The following is a 16,706-nucleotide window of genomic DNA, read 5'->3' as shown; positions in this document are numbered from 1 at the left end:
GCGTCATAAAATAAAACCTGCGTGAGGCAGGCTTAGCAGAAATAGTCTAGCCGGAAAAGGTTACAGGAATATCAAGAGGATCTTCTTTTACGGCCCGCACCCGTCCGCCACCGTTCTGGATCGCCTCGTCCAGGGCCGCTTCGGTCTGCGCCAGTATATATTCGGCAGTCAGCTGAGCAGAAGGCTGCAGCGTACTGATGCCGATACTGACACTCAACTTATACCCCAGAAGCTCAATATCATTGATATCACGACAGAGCCTATCGGCCAGCACCGGCGACTGTTCATTGGTTGCCGGCAACACCATGGCGAAGCGGCCAGTACCTATCCGGGCCGCCATATCCCCTGGACGTGAAATTGCACTTTTCAGTACCTCAGCAATCAAACATGCCTGTTGATCAGAAAAATTGTCCGGGAGCTGGTCGGTTTCAGGCTTATCAAGCTCGATCAGCATAAGCGTTAACGGACTAAACTCCCGCACCGCTCTGCGACATTCTGTCGACAGAACCTGATTAAAGTGTCGTCCATTCGCCAGCCCTGTCGGTTCATCAGTCACGGCAACCGAAGCGAGCTTTTCCTGGCTGCGTTTTAGCTCAACATCCTTCGCCTCAAGTACCTTACGAAGATGTCTGGCACGCACTGCTGCATTAATGCCCATTCCCAGCGTCACAAAGCTCAATACCCCTCCCATCAGAGCGATAAACAGCGGCAGAAAAGTGTGATAACTATCAACAATCGGATCAGCCAGACGATAAAAATCCTCTTCGGTAATTTCCTTCTGCGGACCATACGCAGACCAGAGGGTATCGATATCTTTCGCCATACCCACCTGTTCATAATCTACCTGATCAACCCTGTGCTCAATCGCTAGCCGAATAGCCTGAACAGCAACCCGCTCTTCATAGGAACGAATACCGACAAACAAGACTATAAAAACCAGAATCGAAACCACCAGAGTCACAATTGTCTGAACCCGGCTGCGGACTTTAGTCTGCCTGGAATCTATCACCTTCACATTCCTTAAATGACACCCATGTTTCTGTTTAGTAAATACTTTTTTGTGTATTGATGCAAATATCTACTGCCCATAACGTTTATGGGGCTGGTTCAGATAAGCTAACTCTTCGGGTGTTGAGGAGCGACCGAGTATTTTATTGCGGTAGGGAAAACGCCCAAACCGAACAATAAGATTTCGGTGTTCATGGGCAAAATCCAGCGCATTATCAATTTGATGCCGCTGTTCCCGGGGAGTGGTGGAGAGCATTGCCTCAATCTGAGAGATACAAAGATTCTGTGCCCGCAGATCTTCAGCATGTTCCAGAGGCATATAGAAAAATAACTTTTCGCTGCCTTCAAGCGCCATATCGTGCCCGATTTCAATGCCTTCCCTGCACAGTTGCTCGGCCCGAAAATCACCGGAAAAGGCATCGGCTGACCCTCGATAGATGCTGCGTGTAAACTGATCCAGGAGGATAATCAGTGCCAGCCTGCCACGCGGCTGTCCGGCCCAGTCATCTAGCTGCCCCCAGAGCGCCTGCCTGACCTGATGACCAAACAGCTCACCGAGCTGACGATCCAGCGCCTCATCACCAAACCACCACAGCGGCTTTCGGTTGGTCACCGGGAAGCCCTGTTTAAGCTCACCAAACCAGAATTGCAGGATCTCTTCAATCTGCTCAGTCATAGACAACCCCGTTAAACGCATGTCACAACTTCCCCATTATAGAAGAGAAGCGCTTCAACTGCCGACCGCTGAGAAAGATATCTGACCACAATTGGCAAACGATTTAACTTTTATATCGCTAAAATCTGTTTTAGTCTGAACCTTATGAAAATAAACCACTCTTTTTAAGAGATATAAAGTCTGGTCATGATTTCTAACGGGGGAAAAATGCGCAATTTTCTGATTTTAATCATACTAGCGGTCGCCGGTGTTGCCGGTTATCTGTATTTTAATCCTCCTCTGCAGGAAGATAAACAGACACAGACTCAGCCCCCTGAAATCAAGCCGGACGAACTGTCAAAAATTGCTGCGCAACGGCATATTGACAACCTGACCTCTGAACCCGAACAAGCAATTGAGATTGGCAAGGCTAACAACTTTGTTACTCAGGACCAGTTACTCAAACTACCAACAGATCTCGCCACGGCGATAGCGGCTACCGAAGCGGTAAGCGAAGGTAGTGCAACCACCTACGGCATTAATCTGGAGCAGATAGGCAACTCTGTCCCGTCTCAGCACAAAGCGATACCTGCCGGCGAGCTACCCATGGCCGACCAGATCAGACTGAAAGAGTTGCTCAACAATCCGGATAATGCCGCCGGAACACTATTTTATATTCACGGTGTCACTGATACAGACAAACAGGGTCTGTGGGGTATCATTCAGAGTGGCCTGATCGATACTTTCGCTACAGGGATACAACTTAAAACCAGGCTGATCAGTGCAGATATCCCCAGAGAGGCAGATGAGCGACTAGCCAATAGCACCAGCTCATTCCTCGGGACAATTCTGGATCAGAAGGTAAAAGACACCTATGTATACAACTATCATAAAGGCATACTCGGCCAAAACCCGAATCTGATAACCCCGGGGCAGGAGCTGATTGTTGTCACTTTCAGCCAGGATGAGCTGATAGATATTTACAACCATTTTGCCCATCAATAGTGACCGGAGTCGTAAATGATTGATCTGTACACCTGGGGAACCCCCAACGGCCGCAAAGTGTCAATTATGCTTGAAGCAACGGCACTCCCCTACATCGTTCACCCAATCAACATTCAGGCGGGTGATCAGTATAAGCCGGACTTTCTGGCCATCAGCCCGAACAATAAAATTCCGGCCATATCCGATGACGAAGGCCCCGATGGTGAAACGATTCAGCTGTTTGAAAGTGGTGCCATTCTGATTTATCTGGCTGAAAAAACTGGCAACTTTATACCAACAGACCCGATGAAAAGGCTGGAATGCCTGCAATGGCTGATGTGGCAGATGGGAAACTTTGGTCCCTTTCTGGGACAGGCTCACCACTTCAATCGCTTTGCCAAAGAGAAAGTTCCCTATGCAATCAATCGCTATCGCGAAGAAAGCCGGCGACTCTGGGGAGTACTGAATAAACGACTGGACGGCCATACCTTTATTGTTGATCCGGACCTCAGTATCGCCGATTTTGCTATCTACCCCTGGGCGTGCCGCTTTGAGTGGCAGGAAATTAACCTGGAAGAGTTTCCCAATGTAAAAGCCTGGATGGAAAGGATGTCACACATAGAGTTTGTCCAGCGGGGCATGGCGGTTCCCTGAGCGAATCCAGTGCTTTTTATCAGAGGGCTTTTACCCCGCCAGCACGCCCTCTCAATTCTCCCTTCTCAGCACTCCAGGCCAAACCGTCGTAACTGCCGGGGCAGCACCTCATCGAGCTGATTCAGATCGCCCTCCTGCAACTCAATAACAGCCAGATTATTAGCCTCATAGAGCGCCTTTTTATGCATCTTCTCCGCCAGATAGGAGGAATCATTTTCACTACCCCAGAATTCAATAAACAAGCGCACCTGAGGCAGGTAAAAATCGGCTCTGACTGATGCCTCTAACGGCAACTTTTTGTCACAGGCATGAGTGATACCGGCAAGGTACAGCCAGTTATCGATCTTCACTTCCGCTTCCGAACGCAGCAGATGGCCATCCATCGCACGACAACCTCTGTAATGTTCCACCTCTGCCAGAGGCACAGTGAAGGCCCTCAGTGTGCGTTTAAAAATAATGTTTTCAGGCAGTGTTTTTGGCCATAACACATAGGGGATCGCGGTATGAGTATCCTCTTTCTGCACCCCACCCAGCGCTTGCCCCGCCTCTGTCAGCTGCCATCCTTTCAGCCAGGGTTTTATCCACCCCAGTTCCGCCAGCAACTGATTAATTCGCAACGTCGACAATCCGGTTTTCAAACCCAGCCCTTTGGCGCCGGTAAACCGGTCTTCAGGATTTACCAGCGCCCTGTGACCTTTTACACCTTCCGGCCAGACAATATAGCGGCCATATCGTTCGCTATCGCAATAGCTGCCCTGCTCAAACTCCCCTTTAGCGGTCAGGCGCCACTGCTCCTGTTCCCGGCTGATCCAGCCCAGAGCTTCAAGCTCAGCAAACATCTGACGACTGCTCTTGCCTAATGCTTTGGCCAGCGCCGAGGTCGATATTTTTGTACGCTCTTTGGCCATCGACTCTTATCCGATTTAACGTCATATTAAGATATAAAAAATGATACTGTGATAAATATCCATACAGGTCAAAATATTTCTACCGGCAGCGCGTCAGATCGCTACTAAGGCGCCAACGGTTTGCTGCATTACTTTACTCCAGGGTACTGGTGACAATTCAAGCGCTGCACTCGCGCTATTATCAGGCATTAACCAATGAATAGCGAAAGGGCCTGGCTGAAACAGGTGAGAGGGTTGTGCGCCTATGAAGGGTACCTGAATCGCTTTCATGCACTGAGCGCCTGCTCAGGTATTCTTATAAACAAAATAGAATCAGGCGCTGCGCAAGACCTGATGATCCTGCACCATAGAAGCCCGGTCATTCTTTAAACACTGCCGATACCTTGAGGGCGTCACGCCAAAATATTTTTTAAACGCCCGGGCGTAGTAAGAAGGATCATTAAACCCGACCAGATAAGCAACATCTGCGATCGACGCGCCGGGATTCCGCAGCAACCGTGCTGACTCATTCAGGCGGAATCTCACCAGATACTCCTGAAACGTCACATCAAAAGTCTGCCGGAAGGTACGACTAAACTGGGTCACATTGATCTTACAGAGCGCTGCCAGGCGCTCTTCTGTCACTTTTTCCCGGAAATGCCCCTCCAGATAGCTGATGGCAGGCCTGAGCAGCTTTTCATTTTCCGGGGAACGCCTGAAACGAACCTCCTCCGGCAGCATGACATGTGCAGATTTATTAAACTGCGGCCTCTGAGAGAAACCAACCTCAGCGGCTGCTTCAATGGAAGTTACAACTTCATTAATACCGGTGTCGGCTAAAGGCAGCACAAGATAATCCCAGACGCCAGTGCGAAATGCCCATACCGCCAACGCTTCAGAATGCTGTTCAGTAAACATTACAATAGGACAACCGGGTAATGCTTCCCTGACTTCTTGTAGTAAATTAAGACTGGGAATATCGGGATAATCATATTCAAAGCATATAATATCAGCTTCACAGCTCGAGCTGTTTCCACTGTTCAGCTGATAGTGCCTTAAATAGGACACCGAAAATCGCTCCTGAAAGCGAGATAATAGTTCAGATCGCTCTGCAGAAACCCTCATATCGATCCAGCTAAGCGTATGATTTAATGACATAAAGTAACCTTCGACTTTAACCTTCCCTGGTTCCTCTTTTTTAAAAGTGAATGCAACGAACAATAGATTTGTTCAGATTTCCTGTCCTAATAAGCTTAGATAATTGCCTGTCATATACCTCATTTATTCAGTTGAATATTTTTCATAATTCCCCCCCCCCACCTCAACAGAAGTCAAAATAGTCCTTATCTTTATCAAAAAAGTCCTATCAGTTTTACAGGCAGATGTCTAACTTTTCATATACGACCTGTCACCAGAATAAGACATATGTATTCGGGTTTCAGGAAAACGGACGTAACACTTGACTTAACAGCGGAGACAAAGACATGTCTATTCAAACACTCACAGCACTGGTTAAACGCTTTATCAAAGATGAAGAGGGCCTGACAACGGTGGAATATGCCATTGCCGGTAGCTTGGTAGGTCTGGCCGTCGTTACAGCTTTTACAGACTTGGGAACCGCTGTCGGGGCAGCTATTGCTGAACTTACAGCCGTGATTTCATAGTCTGATCCAGTTGCATCGATGCTACTACGAACTATTACCTAATTTAACTGAAAGGAGGGGCAGTACAATGCAACCAACACTCGCATCTGATTTACTGATGTTGTCTTTACTGCTCCTGCTCTTTTTTGCTACCGCATGGGACATCATTAAGCACATCATTCCCAATCTCGTTAGCTTGGCCATACTCATTTGTGGAGTCATTTACCATGTAATATGGGACGGCTGGGCAGGCAGCATTACCGCGCTGAGTGGCTTGCTGATCGGTTTTTTTATCTTTATCCCTTTTTATATCACCGGCGGCATGGCCGCGGGCGATGTTAAACTGATGGCTGCCGTGGGCAGCCTCCTCGGGCCGCAGCTGGCAACGTTAGCAGCCGGACTAAGTCTTATCGCAGGCTGCCTGCTTGCCCTGGCACTGGTGCTGCTCAAAGGCGATCTGCCGAATCTGTTTAAACGCTATTACCGCATACTGAAAACTTTCTGCTTAACCAGACAGCTGATCTATGAAAAGCCGCACCCCGGCGATGCCGCTGCATTACGTTTTCCATACGCGCTTGCCATTATGGCAGGCACCCTGTTGGCACTCGCTCATCAATCGCAGCTCAATTTCTATTATCTGAGATCTCTCTTCGACGGAGGTGTTTTATGAGTGAACAACAACACGACCTGACCCTGCAGGACATTGAACCGCAGCCGGTATCGCCCTTCAGCGCGCTGGCACCGCGCCCCAAAACGGTCGAAGAAACCCACCTGAGCAAACAGTTCTTAACCGAACTGATCAGTAAACATCTCTACGATGCCGGTGCTCTGACCATTTCTCAGCTGGTCAACCGGGCCTGCCTGTCCGGAGCCATCATCGAGGAGATATTAAGTTACCTGCGTCAGGAAGCGCGGCTTGAAGTGCTACCCCGTTTAGGTCACGGGCAGGAACTGTTTTACGGCCTGACAGACCTGGGTCGTGTGGCCGCACATGAGGCACTCAATAAAAATGGCTACATCGGGCCTGCACCGGTGCCTGTCTCAGTATACGAGAAAGTTGTCGCCGCCCAGTCAGTACACCTGGTCAAGGTTAAGCAACAACAGACTCAGGATGCATTTAAGGATATTGTCATTAAAGACTCACTGCTCGATCAACTGGGGCCGGCGCTTAATTCCGGCCGCTCCATCGTTATCTATGGTCCGCCGGGAACCGGGAAAACCTATATTACCCAACGCCTGACACGCCTGTTAACCGATCACTGCCTGATCCCGCATGCAATCTCGGTCAATGAAAGCGTTATCCAGCTCTATGATCCGCTGGTGCATGTACCGGTCTCTCAGAACCAACAGCCTCTAAACAAGCAGTCGCCGAACGAATTGCCTCAAAAACAAGCGTCACAGCATAGAGATAACAATGGTTCAAGCAGCCTGCTCTTCCGGGAAGGTTACGACCCCCGCTTTAAACTCTGCAAGCGACCCGTCGTGATCAGCGGTGGTGAGCTGACCCTTGATATGCTGGAAGTGCAATACGAGCCCGCCACCAAAATTTATCGGGCGCCACTGCAGCTGAAAGCCAACAACGGCATGTACATCATCGACGATATGGGACGCCAGCGCGTCGCGCCAGTGGCGCTGTTCAATCGCTGGATCGTACCGATGGAAGAGAAACGCGATCATCTTAGCCTGGGCAATGGCCATAACTTTGAGATCCCGTTTGATGAAATTCTCATCTTTTCCACCAATATTAATCCGTTGGAATTAGGCGATGCGGCTTTTCTGCGACGTATCGGCCACAAAATTTTCTTCGACACCCTGGATACTCAGGCGTTCGGACAGATCTGGAAGCAGGTGTGCAAAGAGAAACAGATCGAATTCGACCAGGAAATACTCAATTATCTCTTCGACCATCACTACCAGCGGAAACACTGTTCCCTGCTGCCGTGTCATCCGAGAGACCTGTTGGGGATTGCACAGGACAAAGCGCTTTACCTCGGCAACTCGGCCAGGCTGTCTAAAGAACTGATTGACTGGGCCTGGGAAAGCTATTTCGTACAACTAGAACAGATTGAAGGGCAACCCATCCATAACGGATAGGTTGTAAGGAGGTCACCATGTTTAAAGGTAGAACATTGATACTCATTCTCGTGTCAGGCCTGCTTGCCTTTGGCGCGGCGTTTATGGCCAACAACTGGCTCGAACGGCAGACCCCTGTCGTCGCAGAAAGCACATCGACTGACACCGAATCCGTGGTCACGGCTGCACTGGAAATCCTTTATGGTCAGAAAGTCGAAGCGCGGCAACTGACAACTGTCGAAATGCCCAAAGCGTATGCACCCGAGGGCGCCATCCGGAACACCGATGACGTCGTAGGCATGATCGCCCAGGCCGATATCATCCCCGGTGAAATTCTGATGTCGGCCCGCTTCTCAAAAACGGCAACAGGCAGCGCTCTGGCATCACTGATTGAACCGAACATGCGTGCCGTCACCGTGCGCGTCAACGACGTTATCGGCGTGGCCGGCTTCCTGTTACCGGGCAACCGGGTCGATGTATTGGCCAGCCGGGAAGTAAGCAAGCGCACCTATACCGACACCATACTATCCGATCTTAAAGTGCTTGCCGTTGATCAGACCGCCAGGGCGAAGAAAAACGACCCGGTCATCGTGCGTGCGGTAACTCTGGAAGTGACTCCGGCACAAGCAGAGAGAATCGTTAAAGCGCGCGGTGAGGGGCCGATACAACTCAGCCTTCGCAACCCGGAAGACAAGAGCAAGCCCAAGCCCCGGGTTCGAACCGTGAGCAGGGACTCCTACGTCACCATTATACGGGGCACCAATGCGCAGAAAAGCAAGGTCAGCCTGTAAGTACAGCGAACAGTTTAGCGGGTGATAGATTGTAGTCATTGCCCTGAAAGGCCTGCACCAACAGGCCAAGGCAGAGAAGAGGTAGGGAATACTCATGCAATATTTAACACAACATCCCGTACGCTATCTGGGGGCCCTGGTTATATTGATGATCCTGCTTTCAGGTAGCCCGGTCACAGCACAAGAGCTGACACGCTCCACCACGCTGGACACATTCAACGAACTTACCGACCGCAATCAACAGGTCAGAACTATCTGGGTTCCTTTATATAAGTCCCACATTCTGAAACTGAACCGGCCGGTGAAGAAAGTGTCGATCGGCAACCCTGATATCGCAGACATCCTGATTATGCGCTCGGATCAGCTCTATGTGCTGGGCAGAGGCCTGGGTACGACCAATGTTCTGCTATGGGACAACAAAAACAAGCTCATCAGCGCCTTCGATATCGAGGTTACCCATGATCTGAATACCCTCAAGGCCAAGCTGTTTCAGCTACTGCCCGACGAGGATATCAAGGTTCACTCATCTCAGGGTGCCATTGTGTTAAGCGGTGAGGTCACCAGCCTGAGCAAGATGAACACCGCAATGGAGATTGCCAACAGCTTTACCCCACCAACTAAGAATGACGATGAGGCTATTTCCAGCGTAGTCAATCTGATGGGGGTTGGCGGAGCCCAGCAGGTGATGCTGAAAGTCACCGTGGCAGAAGTCTCCCGCGATGTCAGCCGTAAGATGGGCATCAAGTTCAACGCCTTCGACTCCGGTAATAAATTCCAGATCGGAGCTGTCAGTGGCGGTGCCAAGTTTCCTGATGCAGGTCCTAGTCCATTTACCCAAGGGGGTCTCTTTGGACCGCTGACTGATCAGTTCGCCCCCAACGACCTGTCAATTTTGGACAAGGGACTATTTGCCAGTTATCTGGATAATGATTTTATCTTCAGCATGGCCCTCGATGCCGCTAAAGAGAATGGCTCCGCCAAGATTCTGGCTGAACCCACCCTGACCACCCTATCCGGCCAGGAGGCTTCCTTCCTTTCCGGCGGTGAATTCCCGGTTCCGGTACCCGATGAAGATGGCATCACCATCGACTTCAAGGAGTTCGGTATCGGTCTTAAGTTTGTCCCGGTGGTGCTGGACTCCAAGCGTATCAATATGAAGCTCAATATCAGCGTCAGTGAGCTGACATCTGCCACGAGCATCTCCTTTGGTACCGGAAGCAGTTCAGGGTTCTTTGTTCCGGCACTGACCAAGCGCTCCGCCAGTTCGACGGTTGAGCTGGCCGATGGACAGACCATCGGCATTGCCGGCCTGATGAATGAAAACATGCGCGAAGTGATCAATAAATTCCCCGGTCTCGGCGATATTCCAGTGCTCGGCAACTTGTTCCGCAGCCAGGAATTTGAAAAGGGCGAAACCGAATTAGTGATTCTGGTGACTCCGCAGCTGGCGACACCCGTTGCCCGCGACAGTATCCCACTGCCAACCGATAACTTTGTTGAGCCCAATGATTTTGAATTCTACATCCTCGGTAAAACTCTCGGCAGCACCGATAACACGTCTCAGTCCAGTGGCGCGTCAGACGCTACCACCACTGAAGCCATGGCTGCCGAGCCTGATGTAAGCAGCGGTGAAGCACCAACGGACCCGCCAGCCACCAGCTTTGCCGCACCGCCACTGCCAACGATTGGCGGGCGTTCCGGCGGCATGGAAAGTAGCTACGGCCACTCGATTAACTAGGAGAAGGATAATGAACAGATTAACCACAGCACTATCACTCTTCATCCTCGTTATATTGGCGGGTTGTTCAGCACCCCAGCCGCAACACCACATGCAACTGGGTGCCGGCGCTGAAGCGCTGGCGGAACAACAAATGTTCAACCCGCAGGCCAGTGAAGAGAATGGCACACAAATCCATGGCTCCCTCGATGGCCCTACCGGCGTGAAGATCCTGTCGACGTATCGCTCGGATATCAGCAAGCCGCAGGAAGTCAGAAATGAAATACAGGTAAACATCGGAAATTAAGCAGCTAAATATAGCGGTCACGGATGGGACTAATCCACCCTCCGTTGACCAGTAGGCAACTCACATGAAAACGAACAAATACATAAGGAGAGGCGCCCTTCCCTCACAGAACACACAAAAAGGGGTGATTGCCGTTGTCGTTGCGATTGGCATCGCAGCCCTGGTCGGTATAGTGGGTCTGGCGCTGGATACCGGGCACCTGCTGCTGAATAAAACCCGGCTGCAAAACGCCGTGGATGCAGCAGCACTGACCGGCGCACAAGAACTTCATAACTCGGTATCGGCAAACCCGATGGCGGACGCAAGGAATGCTGCCATCGCTGCGTTTACGGCCAACTTATCCACCGAGCTCAATAGCGACTCACCGGTTCCGACTATCACCTTCTCCGAAGACCTGATGCCGGGATCATTTGTGGCAGCTACCGCGAATCCGCCACAATTCATCAAGGTCTCATCACCGGTCATTCCGCTGACCAGTTTCCTGATCAAAGCCGTCGGCTTCGATGACAAAAAAGTCGCGGCGGTCGCTGTCGCCGGTTTTGGCTTCGGCGCCAATGCCTGCGACCTGATTCCGGTGATGGTCTGCAAGGGCGAGCAGGATCCAGACTCGGTCACGGGCTATAAAGAGTTTGAATTTGATCAGGGCCATGAGGCCGAGTTTGATGCGGCAGCGGATACTGTCACCCTGAAAACCGGCTCCGGCAGCGGTCCGGACGAAGATGTCGGCACCGGTAGTTTCCACCTGATCGACATCCCGGGCCTGCAGGGTGCCAACGATATCCGCTATGCGTTCGCCGAAGCGCCTAGTTGTGGCGAGCAGGGCGAGAATTTTGTGATCGACCTGTCACCTGGTAATAAGGTCGGTCCAACGGTTTCGGGACTGAATACCCGTTTTGGCCTCTACAGCGGGCCTCTTAACGGACAAGAAGACCTATACCCACCTGATCACGCCAACGATGCAGACTCGCCGGAATGCACCGGCACAGCGGAAATCCCCGATGGCAGCGGACCGACCGCGTGCCTCGATCCCCGCAACTACGCTGATTATTATAACGACCCGTCAAACGGCCTGGTGCAGAGTAACCATAAATACCAGCGCCGCGTCGTTAAAGTACCCGTCGGCAATTGCGATGGCGAAGCATCAGGTAACGACACCGTTGAAACACTTGGGTTTGGCTGCTTTCTGCTGACAGCCCCGGCTGAACAGACCGGTGGGGCAGAAACAGAGTCCGGTTCACTGCAGGGGGTATTCTTAAATGATTGCACCCCCCCTGCAACCGGGATAACCGAGGGCAGCGGTGCCGTACGTATCGTGCTCTACCGAAATCCGGATGGTAATGACTCATGAATATCTTCGCTCACCCAACCGGCCGAACCCAGCAGCCAACTGCCCGTCGGCAACAGCAAGGGGTGGCAGCTGTTGAGTTCACCATTACACTGCCGGTATTACTGCTACTACTCTTTGTTGGCGGTGAGATGGGGCGTTTTCTGTTTCAATACAACACACTGACTAAATCGGTTCAGGACAGTGCCCGTTATCTATCGGCCAATATCAGGGCCGCAGACTCAGTGGCAGAGATTGCGGCGGTTAACACCAGTGCCGAAAACCTGGTGCGCTATGGCACCGAGATCGTTACAGATGCCACCCCGCCGTTGCTGCCCGGCTTCGAGGTAAGCGCAACCCATCCGGTCAATATCGTGGACGGAGCCACCGAAGTCAGCGTGACGGCGACCTACACCTACGACCCGATAATATTTCCAGATGCCGTGGTGATTCCTTTATGGCAGGGCATTCAGCTGGCCGTCCCGCTGACGGCAAGCGTAACGATGCCGCGCTTATAACGGCACTTACTTTAACTTTAACTTTTAGCGCCAGTAATCGAGGCGCGAACGACCAGGGGAGGAGGCAAACATGAGCAGCAAAGCGAAATTCAGACAAGCCGGCCTGGTAACCGTTGAATTTGCCCTGATCGGCTCTGTGTTTTTTCTGGTGCTGTTTGCCATTATCGAGATGGGCAGGTTTCTGTTTACCTGGAATGTCCTGGATGAAGTCACCCGGCGCGCCGCCAGATTAGCCGCCGTTTGCCCAATGGATCAGGTTGACAATGTAAGACAAGCTGCCGTTTTTAATAGCAGCATATTATCGGGGCTCACCCCCGAAAACGTCAATATTCAGTATCTGGATCAAGCATTTACACCCACAGATACATTGGAACAGGTGCTCTATGTGCAAACTAACATTCAGGACTTTCAGTATCAACTGCTGATCCCTCTTCTGCCTCTCGAGCCGTTTGACGCATCGAGCTTTACCACCACCCTTCCGAGCGAAAGCCTGGGGATTACCCCTGCTGGTGCCTGGACAGTGCAATGCACGGGAGCATAAATGATGGAACATAATAACCTTACACGCCTGGGGCGCTCTACACGCGAGTTCAACGTTCTCATATCCGGACGCGACTCGCTGATGCTGGAGCATATCAGGTCAAACCTTGACGGCGTGGGCAACAATATTTCCCTCGAGTGCGTAACCGTTGTCAACGGCCACGTGGACCCGCTACATGGGGTCGGTTCCCAGCCTGACCTACTAGTTCTGCACCTCAGTGACCGCTGGCAAAGCGAGCTATCTGCGCTGTGCGATCATCCGCCGCAGGAACGCCCCCCCCTATTGATCATCGGCGATTCGCAGAACCCTGACATGATGCGCCTGGGAATGCAGGTGGGCGCCAGGGATTTTCTTACCGAACCGGTTAATATCGAAGACCTGACAAAAACCCTGACCAGAATGGAAACCGAAAAGAATCAGGTTCAACTTGCCGAGCAGGGTTCTCTAACCGCAGTGATCAACGCCAAGGGCGGCTCCGGCGCCACCATGCTCGCCTGCAACATTGCCCATATGATGCAAGTTGTCGAAGGTGAAGAGGTGATCCTGTTGGATATGGATATGCAGTTTGGCTCCCTGGCACAATATCTGGACATCAAACCAGAAAATGGCGTCATCGAAGCATTGAAGGTAGTGGATGACCTCGACGCTACCGCCTTGAGTGCCTACCTGCTGAAACATGCCAGTGGCCTGAAGGTGATGGGCGCCAGCTTGCATGAATTCTGCATGCCCAGCCAGATCCCTGAGTCCCGCATCACCCTGTTACTCGATATCCTACGCAAACACTGCAGTCAGTTGGTGGTAGATGTTCCCCGGTCAATCGACCAGGCCACAGCGGCAGTGCTGACCCAGGCCACGCAGATTGTCGTGGTCGTTCAGCAGGACTTTATCAATATAAAAGATGCCACTCATCTGATGCAGATGCTGCAACAGGAGCTGGGGATTCTTGATGACCAGATCGTTGTTGCCGTTAACCGCGTGCAAAAAAACACTCAGGTATCGATCGGGGATATCCGCGACACCCTGCACGCTAAGCATCTGGTCACCATTGCCAATGATTATGCGCATGTCCTTGAAAGCCTGAACAAAGGCGAGCCGTTATACAATATTGCCCGCCGCTCTGCGATCACCCGTTCACTGCTTACCCTGCAGCATCAGTTGATTAATGGCTTTCCAGAACAGAACCGAGGGTTCATTTCACGCGTTTTCTCAAGACTGACTGGAGCATAAGACGATGCAATTCGATGAAATGACAAAACAGAGAGCCGATGAGCACACCAGTACCGACTCTGCAGTACAGGGCCACTCCTTCACCAATACCAGCAAGCTGGAAAAAGAGTGGAAAAATCGTATCTATGACAAACTTCTGAAGGTGATGGATCTGTCGTTGATCGATAACCTTGAGCCTAGCGAAGCCAGGAACCAGATCAGAGAGATATGCCAGCAGCTTATCCAGCAGGAATCGATCCCCTGTAATCAGGCGACCCGACACCAGATCATCAAAAAGATCGAAGACGAAATCATGGGGCTGGGACCGCTGGAGCCTCTGCTGGCCGACCCGAGTATCTCGGATATCCTCATCAACGGCCCGCAGAGCGTCTTTGTAGAGCGCGGCGGCAAGCTGGAACAGACCGACATTAAGTTTAATAACGATCATCACTTGCTGAACATTATCGACCGTATCGTGTCCAGCGTGGGCCGCCGTATAGACGAATCATCACCAATGGTTGATGCACGACTCAAGGATGGCTCACGGGTCAACGCCATCATCCCACCGCTGGCACTGGATGGCCCCAGTATGTCTATTCGCCGCTTCGCTATCGAGCGTCTGGACATGGCCAAACTAATTGAGCTGGGCTCCATGCCGGAAGAACTGGCTGAGGTACTGGAGGGTATCGTTAAAACCCGCCTCAATGTACTGATTTCCGGCGGCACCGGCTCCGGTAAGACCACCCTGCTGAACATCCTGTCGGGCTATATCCCCAAGGATGAGCGGATCGTGACGATTGAGGATTCCGCCGAGCTGCAACTGCAGCAACCGCATACCGTGCGTCTGGAAACCCGGCCGCCGAATGTCGAGGGCAAAGGCGCAGTCAGTCAGCGCGATCTGGTGCGTAACAGCTTACGTATGCGTCCTGACCGTATTGTCATTGGCGAGGTGCGCGGTGGCGAAGCGCTGGATATGCTGCAGGCGATGAATACCGGTCATGATGGCTCACTGACCACCATCCATGCCAATACCCCCAGAGATGCGTTAGGCAGGATCGAGAACATGGTGTCCATGAGCGGCGTTAATTTTCCCACTAAAACACTGCGTGCACAGATCGCCTCGGCAATCAATATCGTCATTCAGATTGCCCGCATGGAGGATGGCCAGCGCCGCATGGTCAGCCTGCAGGAGATCAACGGGATGGAAGGGGAAATCATCACGATGACCGAACTGTTCCGGTTCGAGCGGCAGGGCGTCGATGAAAACGGCAAGGTGATTGGTCGTTACCGGGCTACCGGCATAATCCCTGCATTTTTTGAACACTTAAAACAACGCGGTGTTGAACTTCATTACCACCTGTTCGATGAAAACTAGGGTGTTACCGGAGTTTCGTTAACCGAAACTGGAGGCACGATATGTCTGATCAATTTATGATGTTCGGCGCAATGGTATTTGCCGCGGTGTTTCTGCTGATGATGGGGCTGACAATCCCTGTGTTCGGAGAAGACCGACAAGCGCGGAAAAGATTACAGAAACGTATTCACGAACTGGAACCGGATGCGGATACCACTGTCATCACCTCCCTGCTGCGCAAAAAATACCTGAAATCTTTGTCCCCGCTGGAGCGCTCACTGGAATCACTCCCGGGGATGGAGTCCCTGGCTGACCTGCTGGAAAAAGCCGACTACAAGTATCGCGCCTATCAGGTCGTATTTGGCATCATTGCTCTCACACTGGTAGGTATGGCCATCGCCTGGGTATTGACAAGAAACCCGATCATCATTGGCGCAACCGGCTTTGCCTGTGTTTTTCTGCCCTTTTTTAAGTTCATTCAGGCCAAACATAAACGCATTGCCACCTTTGAAGAGCAACTGCCCGATGCTATCGATATCATGAGACGCGCCCTCCGCGCGGGCCACCCGTTTTCAGAATCTTTGCATCTGGTAGCCGATGAGATGGAAGGCCCGGTTGCACAGGAATTCAGGATAACCTTTGCCGACCTGAACTACGGTAATGACCTGCGCAGGGCGATGCTTGGCATGCTTCACCGGGTACCCAGCATCCCCGTTATGGCGCTGGTCTCATCCATACTTATCCAAAAAGAAACCGGCGGCAATCTGGCGGAAATTCTGGAGCAGATCGGCAAGGTGATCCGCAGCCGCTTCAAGTTTCAGCGCCGGGTTAAAACTCTCTCGGCAGAAGGGCGGATGTCAGCCTGGATACTGGCCCTGGTACCCTTTATTCTGGTGCTTGTGGTGTCCTGGACCAATCCTAAGTATCTCCCCATGCTGATTGAAAACCCCACAGGAATAAAGCTGGTAACCTACGCCTTTATTGCCATGCTCATCGGTATCTACTGGATACGCCGTATTTTACGAATAGAAGTATAGGAGGACA

General features: G+C 51.6%; 18 protein-coding genes. 14 read left to right on the top strand and 4 right to left on the bottom strand.

Annotation, left to right across the window (positions count from 1 at the left end; genetic code table 11):
* Positions 1-46: 46 nt before the first annotated feature.
* Entirely contained in the window at positions 47-1,009 is a 963-nt protein-coding gene (locus KDX31_06105; protein UTW04574.1) for a GGDEF domain-containing protein, read from the bottom strand.
* 69 nt (positions 1,010-1,078) lie between these two features.
* Positions 1,079-1,684 (bottom strand): DUF924 domain-containing protein, encoded by a 606-nt coding sequence (locus KDX31_06100; protein UTW04573.1) that lies wholly within the window; start codon positions 1,682-1,684, stop codon positions 1,079-1,081.
* 207 nt (positions 1,685-1,891) lie between these two features.
* Here KDX31_06100 and KDX31_06095 point away from each other — a divergent pair, with 207 nt between their 5' ends.
* Both KDX31_06095 and KDX31_06090 read left to right on the top strand, forming a co-directional pair.
* Positions 1,892-2,668 (top strand): hypothetical protein, encoded by a 777-nt coding sequence (locus tag KDX31_06095; protein ID UTW04572.1) that lies wholly within the window; start codon positions 1,892-1,894, stop codon positions 2,666-2,668.
* Positions 2,669-2,683: 15 nt separating this feature from the next.
* A complete protein-coding gene (locus tag KDX31_06090) occupies positions 2,684-3,301 on the top strand; it encodes a glutathione S-transferase N-terminal domain-containing protein (protein ID UTW04571.1) in 618 nt (205 codons plus the stop codon).
* A gap of 65 nt (positions 3,302-3,366) precedes the next feature.
* Here KDX31_06090 and KDX31_06085 read toward each other — a convergent pair whose 3' ends face one another.
* Positions 3,367-4,209 carry a hypothetical protein gene (locus tag KDX31_06085; protein ID UTW04570.1) on the bottom strand — a complete coding sequence of 281 codons (843 nt, stop codon included), beginning with the start codon at positions 4,207-4,209 and terminating at the stop codon, positions 3,367-3,369.
* Positions 4,210-4,521: 312 nt separating this feature from the next.
* Positions 4,522-5,106: a helix-turn-helix transcriptional regulator gene (locus KDX31_06080; GenBank protein ID UTW04569.1), complete on the bottom strand. Its 585-nt coding sequence runs from the start codon at positions 5,104-5,106 to the stop codon at positions 4,522-4,524.
* A gap of 566 nt (positions 5,107-5,672) precedes the next feature.
* Between KDX31_06080 and KDX31_06075 the strand changes: the two genes are divergently transcribed.
* From KDX31_06075 to KDX31_06020, 12 genes are all read left to right on the top strand, one after another.
* The gene (locus KDX31_06075; GenBank protein UTW04568.1) at positions 5,673-5,852 is read left to right on the top strand and encodes a hypothetical protein; all 180 of its coding nucleotides are present in this window, start codon (positions 5,673-5,675) and stop codon (positions 5,850-5,852) included.
* A gap of 67 nt (positions 5,853-5,919) precedes the next feature.
* The gene (locus KDX31_06070; protein UTW04567.1) at positions 5,920-6,501 is read left to right on the top strand and encodes a prepilin peptidase; all 582 of its coding nucleotides are present in this window, start codon (positions 5,920-5,922) and stop codon (positions 6,499-6,501) included.
* Positions 6,498-7,925: an ATP-binding protein gene (locus tag KDX31_06065; GenBank protein UTW04566.1), complete on the top strand. Its 1,428-nt coding sequence runs from the start codon at positions 6,498-6,500 to the stop codon at positions 7,923-7,925. Before KDX31_06070 ends, KDX31_06065 begins: the two co-directional genes overlap by 4 nt.
* Positions 7,926-7,942: 17 nt before the next feature.
* Positions 7,943-8,695 carry a Flp pilus assembly protein CpaB gene (gene cpaB / locus KDX31_06060; GenBank protein ID UTW04565.1) on the top strand — a complete coding sequence of 251 codons (753 nt, stop codon included), beginning with the start codon at positions 7,943-7,945 and terminating at the stop codon, positions 8,693-8,695.
* A 94-nt stretch (positions 8,696-8,789) separates the two neighbouring features.
* On the top strand, positions 8,790-10,433 hold the full coding sequence (locus KDX31_06055) for a type II and III secretion system protein family protein (GenBank protein UTW04564.1): 1,644 nt from the start codon (positions 8,790-8,792) through the stop codon (positions 10,431-10,433).
* Positions 10,434-10,443: 10 nt separating this feature from the next.
* Positions 10,444-10,719 (top strand): hypothetical protein, encoded by a 276-nt coding sequence (locus KDX31_06050; protein ID UTW04563.1) that lies wholly within the window; start codon positions 10,444-10,446, stop codon positions 10,717-10,719.
* Positions 10,720-10,783: 64 nt separating this feature from the next.
* Positions 10,784-12,067 (top strand): hypothetical protein, encoded by a 1,284-nt coding sequence (locus KDX31_06045; GenBank protein UTW04562.1) that lies wholly within the window; start codon positions 10,784-10,786, stop codon positions 12,065-12,067.
* Complete coding sequence (locus tag KDX31_06040) at positions 12,064-12,561, top strand: pilus assembly protein (GenBank protein ID UTW04561.1); 498 nt, start codon at positions 12,064-12,066, stop codon at positions 12,559-12,561. Before KDX31_06045 ends, KDX31_06040 begins: the two co-directional genes overlap by 4 nt.
* A gap of 70 nt (positions 12,562-12,631) precedes the next feature.
* Positions 12,632-13,102 (top strand): pilus assembly protein, encoded by a 471-nt coding sequence (locus KDX31_06035; protein ID UTW04560.1) that lies wholly within the window; start codon positions 12,632-12,634, stop codon positions 13,100-13,102.
* Positions 13,103-14,329: an AAA family ATPase gene (locus KDX31_06030; protein UTW04559.1), complete on the top strand. Its 1,227-nt coding sequence runs from the start codon at positions 13,103-13,105 to the stop codon at positions 14,327-14,329. It abuts the gene before it with no gap.
* Between the two features lie 19 nt (positions 14,330-14,348).
* Positions 14,349-15,683: a CpaF family protein gene (locus KDX31_06025; protein UTW05312.1), complete on the top strand. Its 1,335-nt coding sequence runs from the start codon at positions 14,349-14,351 to the stop codon at positions 15,681-15,683.
* 41 nt (positions 15,684-15,724) lie between these two features.
* A complete protein-coding gene (locus KDX31_06020) occupies positions 15,725-16,699 on the top strand; it encodes a type II secretion system F family protein (GenBank protein ID UTW04558.1) in 975 nt (324 codons plus the stop codon).
* The last annotated feature ends 7 nt before the right edge of the window (positions 16,700-16,706 follow it).

The organism is Amphritea atlantica (assembly GCA_024397875.1).
In the GTDB taxonomy this organism is placed as follows: Bacteria; Pseudomonadota; Gammaproteobacteria; order Pseudomonadales; family Balneatricaceae; genus Amphritea; species Amphritea atlantica_B.
The sequence above is the reverse complement of the archived record's forward strand: the minus strand, read 5'-3'. Positions and strand labels throughout refer to the sequence as shown.